The 23999-nt window shown below is 70.8% G+C and carries 21 protein-coding genes; 14 read left to right on the top strand and 7 right to left on the bottom strand.

The genetic code is table 11. The features are described from left to right. The first annotated feature begins 3 nt into the window (after positions 1 to 3). The 3 genes from kdpC to KHU32_RS13090 are packed head-to-tail and all read left to right on the top strand — an operon-like array spanning position 4 to position 3924. Positions 4 to 543 (top strand): potassium-transporting ATPase subunit KdpC, encoded by a 540-nt coding sequence (gene kdpC, locus KHU32_RS13100; RefSeq protein WP_213670525.1) that lies wholly within the window; start codon positions 4 to 6, stop codon positions 541 to 543. A gap of 25 nt (positions 544 to 568) precedes the next feature. Beyond that, positions 569 to 3241, top strand: a complete 2673-nt coding sequence (locus KHU32_RS13095; protein ID WP_213670524.1) for a sensor histidine kinase — start codon at positions 569 to 571, stop codon at positions 3239 to 3241. Next, a complete protein-coding gene (locus KHU32_RS13090) occupies positions 3238 to 3924 on the top strand; it encodes a response regulator (RefSeq protein WP_213670523.1) in 687 nt (228 codons plus the stop codon). The genes KHU32_RS13095 and KHU32_RS13090 overlap by 4 nt, the downstream gene beginning before the upstream one ends. Positions 3925 to 3972: 48 nt before the next feature. Here KHU32_RS13090 and KHU32_RS13085 read toward each other — a convergent pair whose 3' ends face one another. Genes KHU32_RS13085 through KHU32_RS13070 form a run of 4 tightly spaced genes read right to left on the bottom strand, consistent with a single transcriptional unit; the run spans position 3973 to position 9185 of the window. After that, on the bottom strand, positions 3973 to 5175 hold the full coding sequence (locus KHU32_RS13085; RefSeq protein ID WP_213670522.1) for an LLM class flavin-dependent oxidoreductase: 1203 nt from the start codon (positions 5173 to 5175) through the stop codon (positions 3973 to 3975). 56 nt (positions 5176 to 5231) lie between these two features. Next, positions 5232 to 6824 (bottom strand): ABC transporter substrate-binding protein, encoded by a 1593-nt coding sequence (locus KHU32_RS13080; RefSeq protein WP_213670521.1) that lies wholly within the window; start codon positions 6822 to 6824, stop codon positions 5232 to 5234. Between the two features lie 57 nt (positions 6825 to 6881). Next, a complete protein-coding gene (locus tag KHU32_RS13075) occupies positions 6882 to 8390 on the bottom strand; it encodes an FGGY-family carbohydrate kinase (protein WP_213670520.1) in 1509 nt (502 codons plus the stop codon). 3 nt (positions 8391 to 8393) lie between these two features. Then, positions 8394 to 9185 (bottom strand): BtpA/SgcQ family protein, encoded by a 792-nt coding sequence (locus KHU32_RS13070; protein ID WP_213670519.1) that lies wholly within the window; start codon positions 9183 to 9185, stop codon positions 8394 to 8396. A 64-nt stretch (positions 9186 to 9249) separates the two neighbouring features. Here KHU32_RS13070 and KHU32_RS13065 point away from each other — a divergent pair, with 64 nt between their 5' ends. Beyond that, positions 9250 to 10635, top strand: coding sequence for an aminotransferase-like domain-containing protein (locus KHU32_RS13065; protein WP_213670518.1), 1386 nt, complete (start codon positions 9250 to 9252; stop codon positions 10633 to 10635). Positions 10636 to 10646: 11 nt separating this feature from the next. Here KHU32_RS13065 and KHU32_RS13060 read toward each other — a convergent pair whose 3' ends face one another. Together KHU32_RS13060 and KHU32_RS13055 are read right to left on the bottom strand one after the other, a co-directional pair. After that, entirely contained in the window at positions 10647 to 11570 is a 924-nt protein-coding gene (locus KHU32_RS13060) for a ketopantoate reductase family protein (RefSeq protein WP_213670517.1), read from the bottom strand. A gap of 1 nt (position 11571) precedes the next feature. Continuing rightward, entirely contained in the window at positions 11572 to 12735 is a 1164-nt protein-coding gene (locus KHU32_RS13055) for an acetyl-CoA C-acyltransferase (protein WP_249681012.1), read from the bottom strand. Between the two features lie 97 nt (positions 12736 to 12832). On the opposite strand from KHU32_RS13055, the gene KHU32_RS13050 reads away from it, so the two are divergent. Continuing rightward, positions 12833 to 13435 carry a TetR/AcrR family transcriptional regulator gene (locus KHU32_RS13050; protein ID WP_213670516.1) on the top strand — a complete coding sequence of 201 codons (603 nt, stop codon included), beginning with the start codon at positions 12833 to 12835 and terminating at the stop codon, positions 13433 to 13435. Between the two features lie 3 nt (positions 13436 to 13438). Here the strand turns inward: KHU32_RS13050 and KHU32_RS13045 are convergent, their stop codons facing one another. Further along, positions 13439 to 13858 carry a DUF983 domain-containing protein gene (locus KHU32_RS13045; protein WP_213670515.1) on the bottom strand — a complete coding sequence of 140 codons (420 nt, stop codon included), beginning with the start codon at positions 13856 to 13858 and terminating at the stop codon, positions 13439 to 13441. 106 nt (positions 13859 to 13964) lie between these two features. Here KHU32_RS13045 and KHU32_RS13040 point away from each other — a divergent pair, with 106 nt between their 5' ends. The 9 genes from KHU32_RS13040 (at position 13965) to KHU32_RS13000 (ending at position 23993) form a co-directional block, all read left to right on the top strand. Then, positions 13965 to 15335 (top strand): aminotransferase-like domain-containing protein, encoded by a 1371-nt coding sequence (locus tag KHU32_RS13040; protein ID WP_249681010.1) that lies wholly within the window; start codon positions 13965 to 13967, stop codon positions 15333 to 15335. Positions 15336 to 15519: 184 nt separating this feature from the next. Beyond that, complete coding sequence (locus KHU32_RS13035) at positions 15520 to 16257, top strand: DUF2092 domain-containing protein (RefSeq protein ID WP_213670513.1); 738 nt, start codon at positions 15520 to 15522, stop codon at positions 16255 to 16257. Next, positions 16254 to 17249 carry a hypothetical protein gene (locus KHU32_RS13030; protein ID WP_213670512.1) on the top strand — a complete coding sequence of 332 codons (996 nt, stop codon included), beginning with the start codon at positions 16254 to 16256 and terminating at the stop codon, positions 17247 to 17249. Before KHU32_RS13035 ends, KHU32_RS13030 begins: the two co-directional genes overlap by 4 nt. 146 nt (positions 17250 to 17395) lie before the next feature. Continuing rightward, positions 17396 to 18376, top strand: a complete 981-nt coding sequence (locus KHU32_RS13025; RefSeq protein ID WP_213670511.1) for a formylglycine-generating enzyme family protein — start codon at positions 17396 to 17398, stop codon at positions 18374 to 18376. After that, positions 18373 to 20016, top strand: a complete 1644-nt coding sequence (locus KHU32_RS13020; RefSeq protein WP_213670510.1) for an arylsulfatase — start codon at positions 18373 to 18375, stop codon at positions 20014 to 20016. The genes KHU32_RS13025 and KHU32_RS13020 overlap by 4 nt, the downstream gene beginning before the upstream one ends. A 66-nt stretch (positions 20017 to 20082) precedes the next feature. Beyond that, the gene (locus KHU32_RS13015; protein ID WP_213670509.1) at positions 20083 to 21714 is read left to right on the top strand and encodes an arylsulfatase; all 1632 of its coding nucleotides are present in this window, start codon (positions 20083 to 20085) and stop codon (positions 21712 to 21714) included. Next, a complete protein-coding gene (locus KHU32_RS13010) occupies positions 21711 to 22061 on the top strand; it encodes a hypothetical protein (RefSeq protein ID WP_213670508.1) in 351 nt (116 codons plus the stop codon). Before KHU32_RS13015 ends, KHU32_RS13010 begins: the two co-directional genes overlap by 4 nt. Before the next feature lie 8 nt (positions 22062 to 22069). Next, on the top strand, positions 22070 to 23062 hold the full coding sequence (locus tag KHU32_RS13005; RefSeq protein ID WP_456315944.1) for an AAA family ATPase: 993 nt from the start codon (positions 22070 to 22072) through the stop codon (positions 23060 to 23062). 1 nt (position 23063) lies between these two features. Further along, a complete protein-coding gene (locus KHU32_RS13000) occupies positions 23064 to 23993 on the top strand; it encodes a DUF58 domain-containing protein (protein ID WP_213670507.1) in 930 nt (309 codons plus the stop codon). The last annotated feature ends 6 nt before the right edge of the window (positions 23994 to 23999 follow it).

The following is a 23999-nucleotide window of genomic DNA, read 5'->3' as shown; positions in this document are numbered from 1 at the left end:
ACCATGTTGCGCCCCCTTCTTTCCCTGCTGCTCGGCTCGACGCTGCTGCTGGGCGTCGCGACCCCCCTGGCGATGACCGCCGTCGCGGAGCGCGTGATGCCTGGACGCGCGGAGGGCAGCCTTGTCCGGCAGGATGGCCGGGTGATCGGCTCCGCCCTGATCGGCCAGGACTTCCCCGGGGACGAGTGGTTCCATTCGCGCCCCTCGGCGACCTCCGCCCGGCCCTATGACGCCTCCTCCTCGGCGGCCTCGCAGCAGGGCCCGACCAGCGCCGCCCTGCTGGCGGCCGTCCGGGAGCGGACGGCCGGGGGCCATCACGTCCCGGCCGATGCCGCGACGGCCAGCGGCTCGGGGCTCGATCCCCACATCAGCCCGGAGAATGCCCGCCTGCAGGTCGTCCGCGTTGCGGCGGCGCGCCGTCTGCCGGCCCCGCAGATCGCGGCCCTGGTGGACCGCTTCGTCGAGGGGCGGGAGCTGGGCCTGCTCGGCGAGCCCCGCGTGAACGTGCTGCGCCTCAACCTCGCGCTGCGGGACCTCCGCTGAGCCGGCCCGCGCTATAGTCGGGCGGATGGCCGAAACCGAACCCGTCCGCCCCGACCCCGACGCCCTGGCCGAGCTGGCCGCGCGCGAGGGGCGCGGGCGCCTCAAGGTCTTCCTGGGCGCCGCGCCGGGCGTGGGCAAGACCGTCGAGATGCTCGCCGAGGCCCGGCGCGTCCACGAGGCGGGGCGCGATGTCCTGGTCGGCCTGGTCGAGACGCACGGCCGGGCCGAGACCGAGGCGGCGGTCGGCACGCTCCCCCGGCTGCCGCTGCGTTCCATGGCCTATCGCGGCCAGGCCCTGCAGGAATTCGACCTCGACGCTGCGCTGGCGCGCCACCCGGCGATCCTGCTGCTCGACGAGCTCGCGCATACCAACGCCCCCGGCAGCCGCCACCCCAAGCGCTGGCAGGATGTCGAGGAGCTGCGTGACGCGGGCATCGAAGTCTGGACCACCATGAACGTCCAGCACCTCGAGAGCAGCGCCGAGGCCGTCGCGCGGGTAACCGGCGTGCGCGTGGCCGAGACGGTGCCGGACAGCGTCCTCGCCGGCGCCGACGCCGTCGAGCTGGTGGACCTGCCGCCCACCGAGCTCCTGGAGCGCATGCGGGCCGGAAAGATCTACCGGCCGGAGCAGGCCGAGCGCGCCCTGCGCGGCTTCTTCAAGGAGGGCGCGCTCACCGCGTTGCGCGAGCTTGCGCTGCGCCGCACCGCCGATCGCGTCGATGCCGACGTCACGGACTGGATGCGGCGCAACGCGGTCGCCGGGCCCTGGCCGGTGGGGGATCGCGTGCTGGCGCTGGTGCCGGGCAATGCGCCGGCCGATGCGGTGCTGCAGCAGGCCCGGCGCATCGCCGTGGCGCTCCGCGCGCCCTTGCTGGCGCTGCATGTGGAGCTGCCGGGGCAGTCCGGCGATCCGGGCCCCGGCCTCGCGCTGGCGCAGCAGCTCGGTGCCGAGACCGAGGTGACGACGGCGACTGACCTGCCCGGCGCCATCCTGGCCCATGCCCGGCTGCGGAACGCGACGCATATCATCGTCGGCCGTGGCGACCCGCCCCTCTGGCGACGCCTCTTCGGCCGGACGCTGATCGCGGCGCTGGCCCGCCGCGCCACGGAATTCACGCTCCATATCGTGGCCGATGCCGCCGCGCGCCCGGCGCCGCCGCCGCGCCCCGCGCCGGCCTGGACGAGCTGGCTCGTCGTCCCGCTGCTGGTGGGGGCCGCGACGCTGGTTTGCGGCGCGCTGGACGGCATCGTCCCGGATGCGGGGCTCGGCATGGTGTATCTCGCGGCGATCGTGGCCATCGCGGCCGCCACCGGACCGCTTCAGGCCAGCCTCGGCGCGGTGCTGTCCTTCCTGGCCTGGAACTACCTGTTCCTGCCGCCGCGCTACACCCTGACGATCGCCTCCGCGCAGGATGTGCTGGGCGCGGTGATGTTCGGGGTCGTCGCCGCGCTGCTGACGGGCACGACCGGCCGGCTCGGGCGCAATGTGCGCATGGCGGCGACGCGGCTGGTGGCGCTGCGGCGGTTGGCGGCGCTCTCCCGTCGGCTGAACGCCCAGGCCACCTTGCCCGAGCTGCAGATGGCCGTGGTCGAGGAGGCGTCGCGCATTGCCGGCGGCCCTGCCTGCCTGCTGCTGCCGCTGGACGAGGCCCTGGCCACCACGCTGCCCGGCCAGTTCGCGCGCGAGGTTGCGGCCACCGACGAGCCCGTGCTGCGCGCCATCACGCCGGCCCATGCCGTGCTCGACGAAGGCGCCATGGCCTCGGCGCGCTGGGCCATGGCCAATCGCCGCGAGGCGGGGAGAGGCACCGCGACGCTGCCCGCCAGCGTCTGGCGCTTCGTTCCGCTCACGGCCCATCGGGATGGTGAGGCGAGCATGCTCGGCCTGCTGGGCATCCGGCCCGAGCAGGACCGCCCCGATCCGGAGGCGGGCCGGGCGCTGGAGGCGCTGGTGGATCAGGCCGTGGTGGCGCTTGAACGGGCGCGCCTCGTCGAGGCCGCGGCGCGGGACCGCGCCCGCGGCGAGGCCGAGGCGCTGCGCACCGCGCTGCTGACCAGCCTGGGGCACGACCTGCGCACCCCGCTTACCGTCATTCGGGGTGCGGCCGAAACCTTGCGGGTCTCGAACCTGCCGGAAGCGACGCGCGCCGACCTCCTGCTCAGCATCGAGGAGGAGGCGACGCGGCTGGCGCGCTGGATGTCCGCCATCCTCGACATTGTGCGGCTGGAGACCGGGCAGCTAACGCCGCGGCGCGAGCCACTGGCGCTGCGAGAGGCGCTGGAGAATGCGGCTGCGCGCGCGGAAAAGATCCATCCGGGCCGGCCTGTCGTATTGGAGGTGGCGGACGGACTGCCCCGACCGCGTCTCGACCCCTCGCTGCTGGACCGCGTGCTGGAGAACCTCGTGGACAATGCCTTGAAGTATGCCGAGGGAAGGGTGCGCCTGGGCGCCCGGCGGGAAGGCGCGCAGGTCGCGCTCACGGTCGAGGATGACGGACCGGGCATTCCCCCCGCCGATCTGCCGCGCGTCTTCGATGCCTTCTTCCGCGTCCATCGGCCGGACAGCGTGGCCGCCGGCTCGGGCCTCGGCCTTTCCATCTGCAAGGGGCTGGTGGGCGCCATGGGCGGCCGGATCGCGGCGGAAAGCCCGATCGCCGAGGGCCGCGGCACGCGCATCACCCTGAGATTCCCGGCATGAGCCCTGGCGCGCCCATCATCCTCGTCATCGACGACGAACCCCAGATCCACCGCTTCCTCGGCCCTGCGCTGGAGGCCGCGGGCTATGCGCCGCTCCGCGCCGACAATGCGCGGGAGGGCCTGCGCCTCGCGGCCTCGCGCGGGCCGGACTGCATCCTGCTCGATCTCGGCCTGCCGGACATGGACGGCAAGGAGATGCTCGAGCGGCTGCGCGCCTTCAGCCGCGTGCCGGTGATCGTCGTCAGCGCGCGGGACCGCGAGGCCGAGAAGGTCGCCGCACTCGATGCCGGGGCCGATGATTACGTCGAGAAGCCTTTCGGTCTGGCGGAGCTGCTGGCCCGGCTCCGGGCCGCCACCCGCCGCGCCTTGCAGGCCGAGACGCCGTCGCCGACCGTCACGACGGGTGCGCTGGAGGTCGATCTGGAGCATCGCATGGTGCGCGTGGCCGGTGCCCGGGTCGCCGTGACGCCGAGGGAGTGGGACCTGCTGGCCGCCCTGGCGCGGGACCTGGGCAAGGTGGTGACGCAGCGGCACCTGCTGACTGCGGTCTGGGGCCCAGCGCATGCGGAGGATGCGCAGTATCTTCGCGTCTATGTCGGCCAGTTGCGCCAGAAGCTGGGCGAGGCCGCGCGGCTGCTGCGGACCGAGCCCGGCGTCGGCTACCGACTCGTCGAGGAGGACTGAGCCGCCCTCGCAAGTCTTCGGGGGCGCGCTGCCGCGCCCCCGAAGGATTTACTCGGTCACCGCGGCGGCGGCGCCGGTCAGGCGGGACTGGAACTCCTTCGGCACCGCGCGGCCGGTATCCGTGAAGGCCCGCCGCATGGCTTCGACATTCCCGCCGAGCACTGTGCGGCTGTTCTCGCGCACGAAATCGGCCGAGCTTTTCACCGCGTCCAGCGAACCCTGGAAGCGGGGCATCACCCAGCGTGCGAAGAGCTCGTAGCTGCGCAGCGTCTGCTCGCGATTGGCCCAGTCGTGCGTGCGGAACATGATGCCGCCGAAGCCGCCGCCGCTGACGGCGATCAGCCGCTCGATGCCCTGGGCGACCGTCTCGGGCGAGCCGACGAGCGTCGTTCCGCGCCGCAGCCCGTCGCCGAGCGGATCCTCCGTGCGGCCGGGCGGGCGGGCCAGGATGTCCTCGAAATAGGAGACGGATTCCAGCCGCTCGCCATGCGCGACCTCGCGCATCGCCTGCTCGTCGGTCTCGGCGACGTGCATGTTGATGGCGATGCGCCACTTCTTCCGGCTGACGGTCTTGCCGTGCTTCGCGGCCTCGTCCTCGGCGATCTTCCAGTGGCCGGCCAGCGCCTCCGGCCCACCCGGCAGGCCGGCGCCGGTGGAGATGACGCCGATGCCGTGGCGGCCGGCCGCCATCATGCCATAAGGGCTCATGGTGCTCGCCACCACGACCTCGAAATGCGGGTCGCTCCAGGGGGCGAGGTGAAGGCGCGCCTCGCGGAGCTCGAACCAGTCGGTCTTCACCGTGACCGGCTCCTCGCCCTTCAGGAGCTGCATGATGGCGTCCAGGCTCTCCATCATCCGCCGCCGCTGATCCACCGGCTCGATGCCCATCATGTAGGCGTCGGAAGGCAGGGCGCCGGGGCCGCAGCCGAGCATCACCCGCCCGCGCGTCATGTGGTCGAGCTGCACGAAGCGCTGCGCCACGAGGAAGGGCTGGTGGTAGGGCAGGCTGGTGACGCCGGAGCCGAGGCGGATGTGCTTCGTGCGCTCGGCGGCCGCCACGATGGTGAGCTCGGGCGAGGCGATCAGCTCCCAGCCCGCCGAGTGGTGCTCGCCGATCCAGGCCTCGTCATAGCCCAGATGGTCCAGCCACTCGATGATCTCGAGGTCGCGCGCCATGGCCAGGCTGGGATTGTCGCCCAGCCGGTGGAAGGGCCCCATGAAGACGCCGAAATTCAGTCCGCGATGTTCCATCGACTCTATCCTGAAGAAAGACGCCGGCCAGCGGGATCGCTGGCCGGCCGTGCCGCTCAGCCGCGGCGGATGTTCCAGAAGATCGAGAAGCCGGGGACGCGGTCCCGCAGATCCTTCCGCAGGGCGGTGTTCGAATAGAAGCAGCCGATCGGCACGGCCGGCAGCTCGTCCATGGCCACGCGCTGCATGTCGTCGGAGATCCGCTTCTGCGCGGCGAAATCGGGCGCGTCGAACCACTGGTTGCGCAGCGTTTCCAGCTGCGGTGCGTCCGGCCAGCCGAACCAGCCATCCGCCCCGTTGCCGCGCATGTAGTTGTGCCCGATCGGGTTCAGCGCATCGAAGCTGGAAACGCCCGTGCAGAAGACCGACCAGCCGCCCTCGGAGACCGGGCCGCGGTTGTTGCGCCGCTGCAGCACCGTGCCCCAGTCCGACATGGCGAGGTCGACGTTGAGGCCGACCTTGCCGAAGACGTCGGCCGCGACCTGCGTCATCATCATCGGCTCCATGTCGTCGGTCGGACCGATGAGGCGGACGGGCTGGTTCGCGTAGCCGGCCTCGCGCAGCAGCTGCTTCGCGCGGTCGAGGTTGCGCGGCCCCTTCAGCGGGCCGAGGCCGACATCCGTGGCGAAGGGCGTGTTCGGCAGGAAGAAGCCGCTATCGGCCACGTAGTCGTTCGGGTTGGTGCCGACGATCGCCATCATGAAATCGGACTGGCTCAGCGCCGGCAGCAGCGCTTGGCGCATGCGCTTGTCGTTGAACGGCGCCTGGAGGTGGTTGAACCGCATGAGGCACCAGAAGGGCCCGGGATCCAGCCGCTCCACCGTGAGGTCGCGTCGCCGGCCCAGGAGCTGCTGCTGCTCGGGCGTCGGCTCCTCGAACCAGTCCACCTCGTTGTTCTGCAGGGCGGCCGTCGCCGTCGCGCTGTCGGCGATGACGTGCCACTGGATCCGCTCGAACTTCGCGAGCTTCGGGCCAGCGGTGAGGCTGGGCTGGCCGACCGGCGTGGGGCTGTAGTCGGCAAAGCGCTCCCAGGCCATGAAGCTGCCGTTGTTGTATTCGGCGGGAAGGAACTTGAAGGGGCCCGAGCCGACCGCCTCGCGCACATTGGTGAAGGGGTCGGTGACCGCCAGCCGCTCCGGCATGATGAAGGGCACGGGCGAGTTCAGGCTGCCCAGCGCCGTGAGGAGCAGGGGGAAGGGCCGCTTGAGGTCGAAGCGGAGCGTGCGGTCGTCGACGGCCGTCAGCGAGTTCAGCGTCGCTTCCAGCTTCTGCCCCATGGGGCTGCGCTTCATCCAGCGGTTGAGGCTGGCCACGCAGTCGCGGGCGCGGACCATCTCGCCGTCATGGAACTTCAGGCCGGCGCGGAGCGTGACGTCGCAGGTCCGCCCGCCATTCTCGAAGCGCGCGCCTTCCGCCATCTGCGGCTGCGGCTGGTAGCGGTCGTCCATGCCGTAGAGCGTGTCATAGACCATGTAGCCATGGTTGCGGGTGATCACGGCCGTCGTCGCCAGCGGATCGAGGCTGCTGAGATTGGCCTGCGGTACGAAGCGCAGAACGCGCTGTGCCGCGGTCTGCGCGATCGAGAAGTTCGGCAGGGCCGAGACGGCGGCGGCCGCGGCCGCGCCTCCCATGAGGGTACGTCTTTGCATTCTTGGTCTCTCCAAACTCTTGCGTTGAGTGCGGTCGGCTTCAGCTGGCCGGTTTCGCTACGGGGCCGTGGTCGTGGGCGTCTGGGGCGTGAAGACCGGTGCGAGCCGGTCGTAGAGCTCGCGATAGGTGCGGTAGGCGCGGTCATGCGCGGCCGCCGCAGAGGGGTTGGGGCGCACGGTCCCGCCGCTGCGGACGAAGCGATGCGTCTCGCCCCAGCCCGGGATCGCGCCGACGGCCACGCCGGACACATAGGCGGCGCCGAGGGCGGAGCCGGCATGGCCGGCCACGATCTCCACCGGCTTCTGCAGGATGTCGGCGGTGATCTGCATCCAGACGGCGCTGCGCGTACCGCCGTCCGAGGCGATGAGGCGATCCGCCGGCAGGGCGAGCTCGGCGAAGACGTCCAGGTGGTGGCGGAAGCCGAAGGCGACGGCTTCCAGCAGGGCACGCCAGAGATGCGCGCGCGTGTGGCCGAGCTCGAGCCCGAAGATCACGCCGCGCGCCCGCGGGTCGTTCAGCGGCGTCTTCTCGCCGAGCAGATAGGGCAGCATGACGGGCGCATCGGCGGCGGGGAGGGCGGCGGCCGCCTCGTCCAGCGCCGCATGGGCGGCATGCCCGCCCTGGCCCAGATCGCGCGCGAATTCGCGGGCGAACCAGTCCAGCGCTGTGCCCGAGGTCGCCATGCAGCCGTTGGGCATGAAGAGCCCGGGCACCGGATGAATGTCGAGGAAGAGGCGGGAATCCAGGACCGGCGTCGTGCTCGCGGCCAGGATGTCGCCCGCGCCGCCGAACTTGATGAGCACCTGGCCCGGCGCCGTCACGCCCGCCATCAGCGCGGCCGAGACATGGTCCGCGATGCCGCCGATGACCGGCAGGCCGGCGGGCAGCCCCGTCTCGCGCGCGGCCTCCTCGCTGATGCGGCCCGCAATCTGGCTCGCCGCACGGACCGGGGGCACGGCGGAGGCGCCGATGCCGCCCAGCGCGACGAGGTCCGGGGCGACCTGGCGGGTGGCGAGGTCGAGAAAGCCGGCCTCGAGGGCCCAGTTCTCCTCCACCACGCGCTCGCCGGTCAGGAGATGGGCGATGTAGTCGTAGGAGCCCATCACGGTGGCGATGCGGGCGAAATTCTCCGGCTCTTGCCGCTCCAGCCAGCGCAGCTTCGGCGCGAGCAGCTGCTGCGAGACGGCGCAGCCCGAGCGGCTGTGGAAATCGGCGCTGACCGAGGCCTTCATGGCCTCGACCTCCACGGCCGCGCGGCCATCGCTCTGCTGAATGCTGCGGCGGATCGGCGTGCCGGCGGCGTCCAGCGCCACGAGCGCCGGCGCCATTCCCGAGACGCCGAGGGCGAGGAGCTCCTCGCCCTCCTGCCGGGCCACGGCGGAAAGTTCGCGGCAGGCCTGGCGGGCATTGGCCCACCACTGCTCGGGCTCTTCCTCGGACCAGCCGGGGTGCGGGGAGTGGAGCCGCACCGGGAAGCTGCGTTCCGCCAGCTTCGTGCCGTCGGGGCGCACCAGTACAGCGATCGTCGAGGTTGTCCCGATATCGATGCCGAGGAGCGCCGCCATGGATCAGCGCAGCCCGGCGACGACGTCCATGAAGCGCTTGACGCGCTCCGGATCCACGGCGTTCCAGGTGACGCCGTCACGCTTCAGGTGCGTGCCGACCACCACGCCGTCGGCATGGCGGAAGATGTCGGTGATGTTGTCGCGGTTCACGCCGGTATTGGCGAAGACCGGCACATCGCCCACGGCGCGCTTCACGGCGGCGAGGGTGCTGACGTCACCCGTCTCGCCCGTCATCGGGCCGGAGACGCAGATGGCGTCGGCGAGGGACGAGAAGACGACGCTGCGCGCCTTCGCCGTGGTGTCGCGCTGGCCGAGCGGGGCCGCGAACTCCGCATTGATGTTGAAGAGCAGCTTGGTCTCGGAGCCGAGATTGGCCCGCAGCCGCAGGGCCGCGGCGGCGTCCGGCTGCCAGAGGCCCATGTCGCTGTCGTAGACGCCGGTGAAGACCTCGCGGGCGAAGCGCGCGCCGGTCGCATGGGCGAGGGCGACGGTGGCCACCGGATCCCACAGGTAGTTCACGCCGAAGGGCACGCGCAGCGTCGGCAGGATCTGCGCGACGCAGACGGCCATCGCGGCGAGGCTCTCGGGCGTGGACTTCAGCAGATAGGGGCGGTCGCCCTCGTTGCCGAACATGATGGCGTCGACGCCGCCTTCCTGCAGCGCCTCGATGTCGCGGCAGATCAGATCCTGGATGCGCGCCATGCCGCCCGCGCGGTCGTAGAGCGGCGAACCCGGAAGCGGCGGCAGATGCGCCATTGCGACAACTGACTTCTTCAGTCCGGTCAGAGCGATCATCGGAACCCCATGAATAACGCGGCGGAAGCTAGAATAGGCATGACAAGTGAGTCAATTCACTATATTGTCCTATGACATTATGTTCGACATCACCTTCTCCGGCCGCCGCGCGCGGTATCTCGACATCAGCGACGCCATTGCCGCGGCCCTGCGCGACGGCACGCTCCGCGACGGCGACCGGCTGCCCACCCATCGAGAGGTCGCCGACCGGACCGGCGTTTCGCTGGCCACCGTGACCAAGGGCTACGCGGAAGCGCAGCGGCTGGGACTGCTGCAGGCGGTCCCCGGCCGCGGGACCTTCGTCACCGCCCTGGGAACGTCGGCCGTGCAGAAGCGGCGGAAGCCTGGCACGGTCCGCGATCTCTCCTCGCACCTCATCCCGATCGCCCCGGACGATGCCGGGCTGGCGGAAGCGATGCGGCGCGCCGTCTCGCGACTCGGCGGATTCGGCGCCTTTTCGGCGGTTCCGGCCCTGGGCACGGACGAGGATCGTGCCGCCGGCGCCGCCTGGCTGCGACGGGTGGGCGAGGTGGCGGAGGCCGCCGAGGTCGCGGTCTGCGGCGGCAGCCAGCACGCGCTGCTCGTCGTCATCGCCTCGCTGACCCGCCCGGGCGAGGCCATCGGCACGGAGGCGCTGACCGATCCCAGCTTCCGCATGGTGGCCGCCCTGTCCGATCGGCGGCTGCTGCCGCTGCCCGCCACCGGCTGGCAGCTGGACACGGACAGGCTGGAGGACTTCGTCCGTGGCCAGGACCTGCGCATGCTCGTCGTGACGCCCAACCTCGCCAACCCCACCAATGCCACCATGGATCTGGCCGGCCGGCAGGCCCTGGTTCGCGCGGCGCGCGCCTGCGACGCGGTGATCGTCGAGAGCGACCTCTACGGTCCCTTGCTGGAGGATCGGCTGCCCTCCATCCGCAGCCTGGCGCCGGAGCGCACGCTCTTCGTCTCCAGCCTCAGCAAGGTCGTCGGCCCGGGCGCCAAGGTGGCCTATGTGGCGGGTCCGAAGGAGCTGCTCGAGCGCCTGGCGGCGGGCATCCGGATGTCCGTCGGCATGACCACGCCGCTGATCCCGGCGGTGGCGACGGAGCTGATCTCCAGCGGCTCTATCGACCGGATCGTCGGGCTGCAGCGCGAGGAATGCGCGCGCCGCGCCGCCATGGCCGACCGGCATTTCGGCCGCTTTGGCGCCGCCCTCCATCCGAGGAGCTGGCACGCCTGGGTGCCGCTGCCCGACGCATGGACGCCGGATACCTTCGTTGCGGCGTCTTCGGTGATCGGCATCCGCCTCGCGGAATCCGGCGCCTTCAACGTTGGGCGGGGCGGGCAGCCCGGTGCCGTCCGGGTCTGCCTGGGCGGCGATTTCGGCCTATCCGAGCTGGAGGAGGCCTGCCGTCGCCTAGCCGACCTGGCGGGGGGGCGTCCCCCGCCGGTGGCGCTTCGCGCCTGAGACGTCGCCGGCTAGCCGGCGCGGCGGGCGTTGTAGAGCTGGAGATGGGCGTTGGCGGCCGCGAGGATGGGCGCCTGGACGCCCGCCTCGGCGCCGCGGCGCAGCAGGTCACCGATGATGTGATCCACCTCGAGCCTGGGCGCATTCTGCTCGATGTCGCGCATCATCGAGGCGGCCCAGCGTGAGGCCGGATCGGTGAGCTGCTTGCGCATCTGGTCGCGGGCCGGCTGGCGCGGGGGATGGCCCAGGGCGCTCACGATGGCCAGGGTTTCCGCCATGATGCCCTCGGTGGTGGCGGGCCCGGTGGAGGTCGTCATGATCTCGCCGACCGTCCCGCGCATGAGGGAGGTGAGGCCCGCGCCGGCCGCGATCATCGCCCATTTCTCCCAGAGTGCCGGCACGATCTCGGGCGTGGCGGTGGCATTCACCTTGGTCCGCGCGAAGGCCTCGGCCAGTTGCGTGGACTGGGGCGAGGGCGCGCCGTCGCGGCGGCCGAAGAGGATGGTGTCGGAGGGGCTCGTATGGCGAATGCCGCCGTCGGCGGCGAGCATGGTCGCGATGTAGCAGACGCCGCCCAGCACCCGTTCCGCGCCGAAACGCGCATCCAGCACATCGAAATGCGCCATGCCGTTGAGGATCGGGAGGAGAGCGGTGCTCTCGCCGATGGCGGGGGCGATGGCCTCGATCGCGCTGTCGAGGTCGAAGGCCTTGCAGGTCAGGAAGACGAGATCGTAGGGCTCGCGCAATTCGCCGGCCAGGACGGTCCTGGCCTCGTGCTGCAGCACCTCGCCGCGACTGTGCACCACGAGCCCTTCGCGCGCGAGGATCTCGGCGCGCTTCGGGCGCACGAGGAAGGTCACGTCCGCACCGGCCTTTGCCAGCTGCAGGCCGTAATAGCCGCCGATCGCGCCGGCGCCGAGAATCAGGATGCGCATGTCAGTTCACCACCTCCAGGGCGACGGCCGTGGCCTCGCCGCCGCCGATGCAAAGCGCCGCCACGCCCTTTCGGGCCCCGCGCTCCTGCAGCGCGTGCAGCAGGGTCACGATGAGGCGCGCGCCCGTCGCGCCGATCGGATGGCCCAGCGCGCAGGCACCGCCATGGACGTTCACCTTCTCGTGCGGCAGGCCGAGGTCGTGCATCGCGGCCATGGTGACGACGGCGAAGGCCTCGTTGATCTCGAAAAGGTCCACCTCGCCGGTTTCCCAGCCCACCCGGTCCAGAAGCTTGCGGATGGCGGGAGCGGGCGCGGTGGTGAACCATTCCGGCGCCTGGCTGTGCGTCGCATGGCCAAGGAGGGTGGCAAGCACGGGCAGGCCTAGCTTTTCCGCCTGCGAGCGCGTGGTCAGGACCAGCGCCGCCGCACCGTCGGCATTGGCGCTGCTGCTCGCGGCGGTGAGGGTGCCGTCCTTCGCGAAGGCGGGCTTCAGCGTCGGGATGCGCTCGGGCGAGAGCTTCAGCGGTATCTCGTCCAGCGCGACCTCGCCCACGGGGACGACCTGGCTCGCGAAGGCGCCGCCGGTCACCGCCTCCTTGGCGCGGCGCAGCGTCTCGATGGCATAGGCGTCCTGCTGCGCGCGGGAGAACTGGTAGCGCTCGGCCGTCGCCTCGCCGTAGCTGCCCATGGAGCGCCCGGTGTCATAGGCGTCCTCCAGCCCGTCGAGGACCATGTGGTCGTAGATCGTGGCATGGCCGGCGCGATAGCCGCCGCGCGCCTTGTCGAGCAGGTAGGGCGCGCCGGACATGCTCTCCATGCCGCCCGCCACGACGATCCCGGCCGAGCCGGACCGCAGCAGGTCGTGGCCGAGCATGACCGCCTTCATGCCCGAGCCGCAGACCTTGTTGACGGTGGTGGCGCCGGTGCCGTCGGGCAGGCCGGCGGCGCGCGCCGCCTGGCGGGCAGGGGCCTGGCGGAGGCCGGCGGGCAGCACGCATCCCATCAGCACCTCGTCGACGGCGTCCGGCGAAAGCCCGGCACGTTCGACGGCGGCGCGGATGGCGGCCGCGCCGAGCTCCGGGGCACGGACATGTGTCAGCCCGCCCTGGAAACGGCCGAGCGGGGTGCGAACCGCGCTGGCGACGACGATGGCATCTTCAACCATGATGACCTCCCGGTCATATATTGATGGCGACCGCTATGAATTACTTTATTGATTGCGAGCGTTATGAAAATTGTCAAGGCCGAAGAAAGGAACGGAAATGAGGGTGTCGAAGGAGAAGGCGGCGGAGAACCGCGCGCGCATCCTGTCGGAAGCCGGGCGGCTTTTCCGGGAGCGCGGCATTGCGGGGACCGGCGTGGACGCCCTGGCCGAGGCCGCGGGTCTGACCCATGGCAGCCTCTACAGCCAGTTCGGCTCGAAGGAGCAGCTCGCGGTCGAGGCGCTGGCCGCCACCTTCCGCCGCAGCCGCGAGACGCATGAGGGGAAGGACTTCGCCGCCTTCCTGGACCACTACCTGTCGCCGCGGCACCGGGATGCCATTGGCCAGGGCTGCGGCATCGCCGCGCTCTGCGCCGACATGCCCCGGGGGGCGTCGGCCGTGCGAAGCAGCTTCACGGGTGGGGTGCGGGGCTTCCTGGATTCTGTCGGCACGAAGCTGGCTTCGCACCGGGGGGAAGCCGAGACGACGGAGGAGGAGAGGCTGGCCGCGGCGGCGTCCCTGGTCGGCGCCCTGCTGCTGGCCCGCGCGGTGGACGACCCGGAGCTGTCCGACAGGCTGCTGGCCGCCACGAAGCGGCAATGGCTCGCTTCGCCATCGCCGGAAGTGCCGGTCGGTCCCGGGGAGGGCCAGCCGGCGCGCTGAAGCCTATGGGCGTTCGGCGCGGGGAGGAGCGGCCTCTTCGGGCCGGCTCAGCGGCCCCGCCACGCTGCCGCGGGTGACGCCGGTCGCCCAGGCGATGCCGATCACGGCGCCCTTCATGTAGGGCAGCGTCGCGACGGTGATGGCGGTGATCAAGGGCAGCCAGATCGCGAACTGGACCCACATCGGGGGCTCCCAGACACGGTCCGACCAGAAGACCAGCGGCACGACCACGTGCCCCACCACCATGAGCGTCAAATAGGGAGGGGCATCGTCGGCGGGATAGATGGAATTGTCGTGTCCGCAGACCTCGCAGGTCTCGCGCACCTTCAGGAAGCCGCGGAACAGATGGCCCTTGCCGCAATGCGGGCAACGCAAGGCGAGACCACGCTTCATGCCGAGCCAGATCTGAGAATTTCCGCTCATCGCTCTTCTCCGTATTGCCATACAATGTGAGTTGTTCTACATACAATCACACTGTATGTTCCATATTATATGGATTGTAAGGCAGATACGCAAGATGTCCGTATGGATGCCCGACATCGCCGGAAGGGGCGGCCCCATCTACCTCGCGGTCGTCGACGCCATGGCCGCCGCCATCGCCGAGGGCGCGCTCCGTCCCGGCGACCGCCTGCCCACCCATCGCGCGCTGGCCGAGGCGCTGGGGGTCGACCTCACGACCATTACGCGCGCCTATGCCGAGGCGCGGCGCCGCGGCCTCCTCGAGGCAACGGTCGGCCGGGGAACCTTCGTCCGGTCCGCGGCGCCGCTTTCCCGGCCGCAGGAGGCCGGGCCCGTCGATCTCGCGATGAACCTTCCGCCCGTGCCGGCCGATCTCCGGGGGCGGCTCCAGCGCGACTTCGCCCGTGTCATCGGCCAGGCGGATCCCTCGACGCTGCTTACCTATCGCAGTGGGGCCGGCACGCTGGAGGAGCGCGCCGCGGGCGCCGCCTGGGTCCGGCCGAGCCTGGGGGAGGTCGATCCGGCGCGCCTCGTGCTCTCCCCGGGCGCCCAGCCGGCCTTGCTGGCCACGCTCGGGCTGCTGGCGGAGCCGGGCGAGCTCATCCTCGCCGACCAACTCACCTATCCGGGCCTGCGCAGCGCGGCAGGGCAGCGCGGGCTGCGGCTGCTGGGACTTCCCTCCGACGAGCATGGCTTGGACCCCGAGGCGCTGGCCGCCGCCTGCCGCGACCACCGGCCCAAGGCGCTCTACTGCGTGCCCACGATGCACAACCCCGCCGCGATCACCATGCCGGTGGAGCGCCGGCAGGCGATCGCCTCGATCCTTCGCGAGCAGGGGCTCATGCTCATCGAGGACGATGCCTATGGTCTGCTGCCGACCGACCCGATCCCCGCGCTCGCGCATTTCGTGCCCGAGCGGGCCCTCCACATCGCGACGCTTTCCAAGGTGCTCTCGCCCGCCTTGCGGTTGGCCTATGTGACGGCACCGGACGTCGCGATGGCGGGCCGGATCGCGACGGCGCTGCGCGCGAATGTCCTGATGGCCTCGCCGCTGCTCACCGGCCTCGTGACCAGCTGGCATGAGGACGGGACGTCCGGCGCCATCCTCGGCAGCATCCGTGCCGAGGCCACGGCGCGGCAAAGCCTGGCGCGCGGAATCCTGCCGGCGTCGCTGGTCCAGGCGCATCCGGAGGGGCTGCATCTCTGGCTCCGCCTGCCGGCGCCCTGGGATCGGCGCGACTTCATCGCCCATCTGCGCCGGGAGCGGGGCCTCGCCGTGGTGCCGAGCGACGCCTTCTCCGTGGGGCCGGCCCCGGCGCCGGAGGCGGTGCGGCTGGCTCTCGGCGCCGCGCCCACGCGGGAGGCGCTGCGCCACGCGCTCCATTCCATCGCGGCCGCGCTGCAGGGCGTGGCGCCCCTGTCCTATTCGGAGATCGTCTAGGCGCGGGACCTGTTCTCCAGGGCGCTGACTTCGATCACGCCCGGCCAGGAATTCCCCCTGCCTCCTCAGGTGTTGGGCTGATCCTCATCCGCCAGGCGGAGGCCCTAGGCTCGCCTCGTCGCCGAGGGAGGCAGTCCAATGGAAATCGCGGGATACACCTTACCGGGCTCGAGGGCGCGCTGAGATGGACATCTCGCGCCGCGGTCTCGGCCTGCTGCTTTCCGCCCTGGCCGCAGCTCCGGCCTCGGCCGCGCCTGACACCCTTCGCCCCGAAGCGGATGCGCTGCTGCGCCGCCTCTCCGACACGCTGGCCCGCGCGCCCAGCCTCGCCGTCGATCTCGGCGTGCTGCGCGAGGTGCGCATGGAGGATGGCCGCACGGTCACGCTGCTGTCCGATGTCGGCATCGCGCTCCGTCGCCCGAACCGCCTGCGCGCCGATATCCGCGGCGACGCGGTGGTGGCCGACATCTATTACGATGGCAGGCAGGTCACGATCCACGCGCCGCTGGACAACGCCTATGCCCAGGCCGCAGCGCCCCCCACCATCGATGGCGCGCTGACCCTCCTCTCGGACCGGCTGGGCGTGCCGCTGGAGGCCGGCAACTTGCTGGTCGCCGATCCCCATTCGCGGCTGGCGCCGGGCACGATCGGTGAGGTGGAACCCTCCTTCACCATCTCCGGCCGGCCGGCGGAACACCTCATTCTGCAGAGCGGCGAGGTGTCCTGGGAGCTCTGGGTGGAGCAGTCGGAGCAGGCGCTGCCGCTGCTGGCCGTCATCCGGCGCGGCGGCTACCGCACGCTGCTGCGCTTCAACGACTGGCGCCTCGGGCCGCAGATCGAGGACCGCCTCTTCACCTTCGTCCCACCCCCCAATGTCCGCCGCCTGCCGCTCGCGACGCGCACGGAGACCGATGGGCCATGAGCCGTTCGAACGACTTCCGATCCCGCCTACTGTTCGCCGTCAGCCTGGTGGCGCTGCCTTCGCTGGCCGAGGCGCATCTCGGTGGCGGCGGGGGCTTCCACGGGGGCGGGTTCCGCGGTGGCGGCGGCTTTCAGGGCGGCGGCCTTCACCGGCCGGAGGGTGGAGGCGGTTTCCAGCGTCCGGCCGGCGGCAACTTCCAGCGACCCGGTGGCGGTGGGCAGGGCATCCAACGGCCTGCCGGGGGCCAGGCGCATCGCCCCGGTGGCGGCGGACAAGGGGTCCAGAGGCCCGAAGCCCGCAACGCGAACATGGCCCAGCGGAATGAGATTCACGGCGGCAACCAGGTCACGATCAACAACGCGAACGTCCGGAACAGCGGCAATGTCCGCCCGGCCCAGGGCGGCCGGCCGCCACCCCCACCGCCGCCCGGCGGCTGGGCGCGACCCGTGCCCGTCGCCGTGCCTTACCCGGCCTATGTCGGGTCGTCGGGATGGGATGTGGGCGCGGCGATCGTCGGCGGCATCGCGGTCGGTGCGACGGCCGGCCTCGTCGCCGGCGCCATGGCGACCCCGGTACCGCCGCCGCCTCAGACCACGGTGATCTACGAGACGCCGCCGCCGGCCGGATCGCCCTCTACAGCGACGGACGCCGCCTCGGCACAATCCGCTGCCGATGCTGCCAACCGCGCGGCCGCCCGGTCCGAAGCCGCGGCCCGGCAGGCCCGGCAATCTGCCTCGACCGGAGGATCTGGGCCTCCGGCGGCGCCGACAACGCCCGCGCCGGCACCGCCGCCCGCGCCCGCGTCTGCCGTCGGGCCGGTTCCGCCCGGCGCGCGCTTCGCGCTCGGCTCGCACCTCGCCGAACCACCGCCCGACTGCTCCTCCGAGCAGATCGGTCCCATCCAGTTCGATCATTGCGGCGCCGACTGGCTGCAGCCGGTGATGATCGGCGGCAACGTGCTTTGGGTCGCGGTCCCGTCGCCGCGCGGCTGATGGTCCGGGCCTCGCTGGGCAAAGCCTCCAGCCCCTCAAAAAACCCGCGCTCCCTCGGCTGTTTGCCCGATGCCGCGTGGGCCGGGGGCATCGCTAGCGTCGCGCCGCCCGCACTTTTCCGGTTTGCGCGGCAGGGGAGAAGCAGGATGAGCCTCACCGTCTGGCCCGACCCGCAGGACGAGACCGCGACCCCCTTCGGCCAGCGCTGGATTCCGGCTGGCTCCTTCACCATGGGCTCCGACCGCCATTATCCAGAGGAGGCGCCTGCCCGTCGCGTGGAGGTCGAGGGCTTCTGGATCGACGCCGCCCCCGTCACCAACCGCGCCTTCGCCGATTTCGTCGCGCGGACCGATTACGTGACCATCGCCGAGCGCCCGCTCGATCCCGCCGACTACCCCGGCACCTCGCCCGAGGCGCTCGTGCCCGGTTCCCTGGTCTTCCGCCCCACCGATGGCCCGGTCGACACGCGCGACATGCACCAGTGGTGGCATTGGACCCGCGGCGCCTGCTGGCACCGGCCGGAGGGCCCCGGCAGCTCCATCGAGGGGCGTGAGGATCATCCGGTCGTGCAGATCGCGCTTGCCGATGCCGAGGCCTATGCCGCCTGGGCCGGCCGCGCGCTGCCGACCGAGGCCGAGTGGGAATTCGCCGCACGCGGCGGGCTCGAGGGCGCGGAATTCGCCTGGGGCGGGGAGTTCGCGCCTCAGGGCCGGCAAAGGGCGAACACCTGGCAGGGTGTCTTCCCGTGCCGGAACACGGAGGAGGACGGCTTCGCCGGCACCTCGCCCGTCGGCGCCTTTCCGCCGACCGGCTTCGGCCTCTTCGACATGATCGGCAACGTCTGGGAATGGACCGCCGACTGGTGGTCCGCGGGTCCCGCGCCGAAGACCTGCTGCGGCGCCCGGGAGGATGTGCGCCGCCGCACCTCCTGCGACGGAATCTCCCCCATTCCGCGCAAGGTGGTGAAGGGCGGCAGCTTTCTCTGCGCGCCCGGCTATTGCCGCCGCTACCGCCCGGCTGCGCGCCATGCGCAGCCGATCGACAGCGGCATGAGCCACATCGGCTTCCGCTGTGTCCGGCGCCCGCCGCCGGCATCGGCTCTTTCCATGAAGGGAGAACAGCCATGACGGATCGATCGGGTGAGGGGCCGCTGAACAGGCGGTCGATGCTGCTGGGGGCTTCGTCGCTTGCCGTGGGCGGTGCCACCTATGCGCAGGCACAGACGGCGCCCAGGCCAGCGCCGCCAGCCGCCGTGCCCCCGCCGCGCCCGGCACCCGCGCCAGCCGCTGCCCCGGCCGGTGCCGCACGGCAGCCCAACATCCTCGTCATCTTCGGCGACGACATCGGCCTGTCGAACATCAATTTCAACAGCCGCGGGCTGATGGGTTACCCCACGCCCAACATCGATCGCATCCACAGCGAAGGCATGACCTTCTCTGACTATTACGGCGAGCAATCCTGCACCGCCGGCCGCGCCGCCTTCATCACCGGCCAGTGCCCTGTGCGTACGGGCATGACCAAGGTGGGCCTACCGGGTGCCGATCTCGGTCTGCAGAAGGAGGACCCGACCATCGCCGAGCTGCTGAGGCCGCTCGGCTACGCCACAGGGCAGTTCGGCAAGAACCATCTCGGCGACCGGGACGAGTTCCTGCCGACCAATCACGGCTTCGACGAATTCTTCGGCAACCTCTACCACCTCAATGCCGAGGAGGAGCCCGAGAACCCCGACTATCCGCGCGATCCCGAGTTCCGCCGGCGCTTCGGCCCCCGCGGCGTGATCCACAGCTTTTCCGATGGTCGGATCCAGGACACCGGGCCGCTCAACATCAAGCGGATGGAGACGATCGACGACGAGACCGTTGCCGCCGCCACGGATTTCATCGACCGCCAGCACGCGGCCACCAAGCCCTTCTTCGTCTGGTACAACGCGACCCGCATGCACATGCGAACGCATGTCCCGCCGAACTATGCAGGCCGCAGCGGGCTCAACTTCTACGCCGACGGCATGATGCAGCATGACGACACGGTGGGTGTCCTGCTGAAGAAGCTCGACGACCTCGGCATCGCCGACAACACGATCCTGATCTACTCCACCGACAACGGCCCGCACTACAACGGCTGGCCGGACGGCGCGATCACGCCCTTCCGCAGCGAGAAGAACACCAACTGGGAAGGCGCCTATCGCGTTCCCTGCGCCATCCGCTGGCCAGGCCATATCCAGCCGGGCAGCCGCACCAACGAGATCGTCAGCGCCAACGACTGGATGCCCACGCTGATGGCTGCGGTTGGTGTGCCCGACATCAAGGAGAAGCTGCTGGCCGGCCACCAGGCCGGCAGCATGACCTACAAGGTGCATCTCGACGGCTACAACATCCTGCCGCTGCTGACGGGGCAAACGCAGGAGAGCCCGCGCAAAAGCTTTTTCTATTGGAATGACGACGGCGAGATGGTGGCCATCCGCTACGGCCGCTGGAAGCAGGTGTTCCTCGAGCAACGGGCGCACCGGCTGGAGGTCTGGGCCGAGCCCTTCGTGCGGCGCCGGCTGCCACTGCTCTTCGACCTGCGCATGGACCCCTACGAGCGCGCGAATACTGACGCAAACGTCTACTTCGACTGGTTGATCTCGCATGCCTTCCTGGCGGTGCCGACCCAGGCGCTGGCGGGCGAGTTCCTTGCGACCTTCCGGGAATTCCCGCCCCGCCAGCGCCCGGCCTCGTTCAACCTCGACGAGGTGATGCGGCGCATGCAGCAGGCCCCCAACCAGTAGCCCTCAGCGACGGCGCGGATCTCCGCGCCGCCTTCGTCACGCAACAACAAAAAGGGATCGATATCCATGAACCGGAATGGCGAGGGTCTCCTGAATCGAAGGAATATCCTGCTGGGCGGCGCCGCGGGCGTCGCCAGCGGCGGCGTCCAGCTGGCACAGGCCCAGCCCGCGCCCGCAACGCCGCAGCCCGCCGCGCCAAGGCCGGCCACGCCGACCGCCGGAACGGCCCGGCCCCCCAACATCCTCGTGATCTTCGGCGACGATATCGGCCTGTGGAACATCAGTCACAACAACCGTGGCGGCATGGGCTACAGCACGCCCAACATCGACCGCATCCACCGCGAGGGCGCGACCTTCACGGATTATTACGGCGAGCAGTCCTGCACCGCCGGCCGCGCCGCCTTCATCACCGGACAGTCGCCGGTGCGCACGGGCCTCACCAAGGTGGGCATTCCCGGGGCCGATGTGGGGCTGCAGAAGGAGGACCCGACCATCGCCGAGCTGCTGAAGCCGCTCGGCTACGCCACCGGCCAGTTCGGCAAGAACCATCTCGGCGACAAGGACGAGTTCCTGCCGACCGCGCACGGCTTCGACGAGTTCTTCGGCAACCTCTACCACCTCAACGCCGAGGAGGAACCTGAGCGCCGCGACTACCCGCGCGATCCCGAGTTCCGCCGCCGTTACGGGCCCCGCGGCGTCATCCGCAGCTTCGCCGACGGCCGCATCGAGGATACCGGCCCGCTGAACCGCAAGCGGATGGAGACCATCGACGACGAGACCACCGCCGCCACAATGGACTTCATCGACCGGCAGCACGCGGCGAACAAGCCGTTCTTCATCTGGCACAACGCCACGCGCATGCACGTCTTCACCCATATCCCGCCGAACTACGAAGGCCGGAGTGGGCTGAACTTCTATGCCGATGGCATGATCCAGCACGACGACCATGTCGGGCTGCTGCTGAAGAAGCTCGACGACCTCGGCATCGCCGACAACACCATCGTCGTCTACTCGACCGACAACGGCCCGCATTTCAACGAATGGCCGGACGGGGCGATCACGCCCTACAAAAGCGAGAAGAACACCAATTGGGAGGGCGCTTTCCGCGTGCCCTGCGCCATCCGCTGGCCAGGCCACATCGAGCCGGCCAAAGTCTGCACCGGGATGGTCCAGGCCAATGACTGGATGCCGACGCTGCTGGCCGCGGCCGGCGTGCCCGATATCAAGGAGAAGCTGCTGGCCGGCCACCAGGCGGGCAGCATGACCTACAAGGTCCATCTCGACGGCTTCAACCAGCTTCCCTACCTCACAGGACAGGCGCCGGAATCGGCTCGCAACCAGTTCTTCTACTTTGATGACGACGGAGAACTCGTCGCGCTGCGCAACGGCCGATGGAAGGTGCATTTCGCCGTCCAGCGGGCGCGTCAGTTCCAGGTATGGATGGAGCCCTTCATCCACATGCGCATCCCCTACCTTGTCGACATGAAGATGGATCCCTTCGAGCGCGCGATGACGGATTCCAACAACTACTTCCACTGGACCATCCAGAACGCCTACCTCATCGGAGCGGCGCAGCCCGTGGCGGCCGCCTTCCTCGGCACCTTCCGCGACTTCCCGCCGCGACAGCGGCCGGCCTCCTTCAACGTGGATCAGTACATGGAGATGCTGACCCGTGGCGCCACGGGCGGCGCCAGATGAGACGCGCGCATCTCGAACTGGCCGTGATAGCGCTGCTGATGCTCGCGGGCTGCGCCAGCTCCGCGGGCTTCGACCAGCGCATGCAGGCCTATGTCGGCCGCAGCGAGAGTGACCTGGTGGCGTCGCTCGGCGTGCCCGCGAGGACCTTCCAGACGCCGGAGGGCCGTCGCTTCATCCAGTACGAGCGACGGCGCGTGCAGGCGAGCTCGGTAGGTGGCTGGGGTTGGGGCCGGGGCGGCGGCGTGGATGTCATGACGCTCGACTGCAACGTGACCTTTGAGGTCACGGGTGGCCGCGTCGAAGGTTTCACCAGCCGCGGCAACGACTGCGTTGCCCCGTCGCCATGAGCACAGCGGTGGCCACAGCGGGTGTCATGGAGGCCCGTGCGGCCTTCACCGAGCTCCGCGCCCGCATGGGCCAGGCCATCATCGGCCAGGAGCGCGTGATCGAGCGCCTGCTCATCGCGCTGCTGGCCGATGGCAACGTGCTGCTGGAAGGCCTGCCCGGGGTGGCAAAGACGCGGGCGGCGAAGAGCCTCGCGCAGAGCCTGGATGCGGATTTCCGCCGCATCCAGTTCACGCCCGACCTGCTGCCGACCGACGTGGTCGGCAGCGAGGTCTACCACCAGGAAGGCGGCGGGAGCTTCCGCTTCGACCCGGGGCCGATCTTCGGCAACCTCATCCTGGTGGACGAGATCAACCGCGCGCCCGCCAAGGTGCAGTCCGCGCTGCTGGAGGCGATGGAGGAGCGGCAGGTCACCGTCGCCGGTACCACGCACAAGCTGCCGCCGCTCTTCATGGTGATGGCGACGCAGAACCCGATCGAGCAGGAGGGCACCTATCCACTGCCCGAGGCGCAGCTCGACCGCTTCCTGATGCATGTGAAGGTCGACTACCCGCCCGATGCCGACGAACGCGCCGTGCTGCGGCTCGTGCGCGGGGAAGAGCAGGCGGCCCAGGCCGGTGCGCCGCCGCCGCGCCCGGCACCCATCCCGCAGGATGCTGTCTTCGCTGCCCGCGCCGAGATGGCCGGGCTGCATGTGGCGGATGCGATCGACGACTACGTGGTCGCGCTGGTCACGGCGACGCGCCATGCCTCGGTGCTGGACAAGGATCTCGGCCGCTGGATCGAGGTGGGCTGCAGCCCGCGCGGCTCCATCGGCCTCGACCGCGCGGCGCGCGCGCATGCCTGGCTCTCCGGCCAGGAGCATGTGACGCCGGAAAACGTGCGCGCCGTCGTGCCCGACGTGCTGCGTCACCGCCTCATGCTCAGCTACGAGGCCCAGGCCGACCGCGTCGCGCCGGATGCGGTGCTGGAGCGCCTGGTCTCGCTCGTCGCGGTGGCGTGAGATGGATCCGCGGATCGCCCCGGACCTCTCCGCCCTGGCCCGGCTGCAGCACGAGGCGCGCGGCTTTTCCTTCCTGAATCGCCAGCCGGTGCATTCGCTGCTCTCCGGCCGCCGAGCGAGCCGCGTGCGCGGGCGCGGCTTGGCCTTTGAGGAGATCCGCTCCTACCGGCCGGGCGACGACATCCGCCACATCGACTGGCGCGCCAGCGCCCGCACCGGCGACACCCAGACGCGCGTCTTCACCGAGGAGCGCGACCGCCCGACGCTGCTGGTCGTGGACCTGACGGCCGCGATGTTCTTCGGCTCCGTCCACGCCACGAAATCGGCGATCGCGGCCGAGGTCGCCGCACTCTGCTGCTGGCGCGGGCTGCGCGCGGGCGACCGGCTCGGTGCGTTGGTCTTCGGCGATGACGGCGTGACGGAGTTCCGCGCGCATCGCAGCCGTGCCGCAGTGATGCGCATCCTGGGCGAGGTGGCGCGCCGGGCCGAGGCGCTGGCCGCCGCGCCACCGCGCCCGGCGGGCCCTTCGGCACTGAACGCCGCGCTGCGCCGCGCCGAGGAATTGGTGACGCATGACGCGATGGTGGTGGTGATCGCCGATATCCAGGCCGCCGATGAGGCTGCGGCGCGCAGCCTCGGCCGGATCGCGCGCCACAATGACGTCATTGCCGTTCCGATCTCCGACCCGCTGGAGCGCGCCTTGCCGGAGGCGCCCTGGCGCGGTCGCGCCACCGACGGCGCACAGACCGCCACGATCGATCCGCGCGGCGCCGGCTGGCAGGTGCCGGAGGCCTATGCGCAACGGCTGGAAGCGATCCGCAAGGGCGGCCTGCGGCTCGAGACGCCGGTCCTTCCGGTCGGCACGGAAGAGGAGGCAGCGCCGCAGCTCCGCCGGATGCTGGGTGCGGCGGCCGCCCCCAAACGACGCTGAAAGGAT

Origin of the sequence: Roseococcus pinisoli (genome assembly GCF_018413645.1) — a bacterium.
GTDB classification, from domain to species: Bacteria; Pseudomonadota; Alphaproteobacteria; order Acetobacterales; family Acetobacteraceae; genus Roseococcus; species Roseococcus pinisoli.
This window is presented reverse-complemented; position numbering and strand designations above follow the sequence as displayed.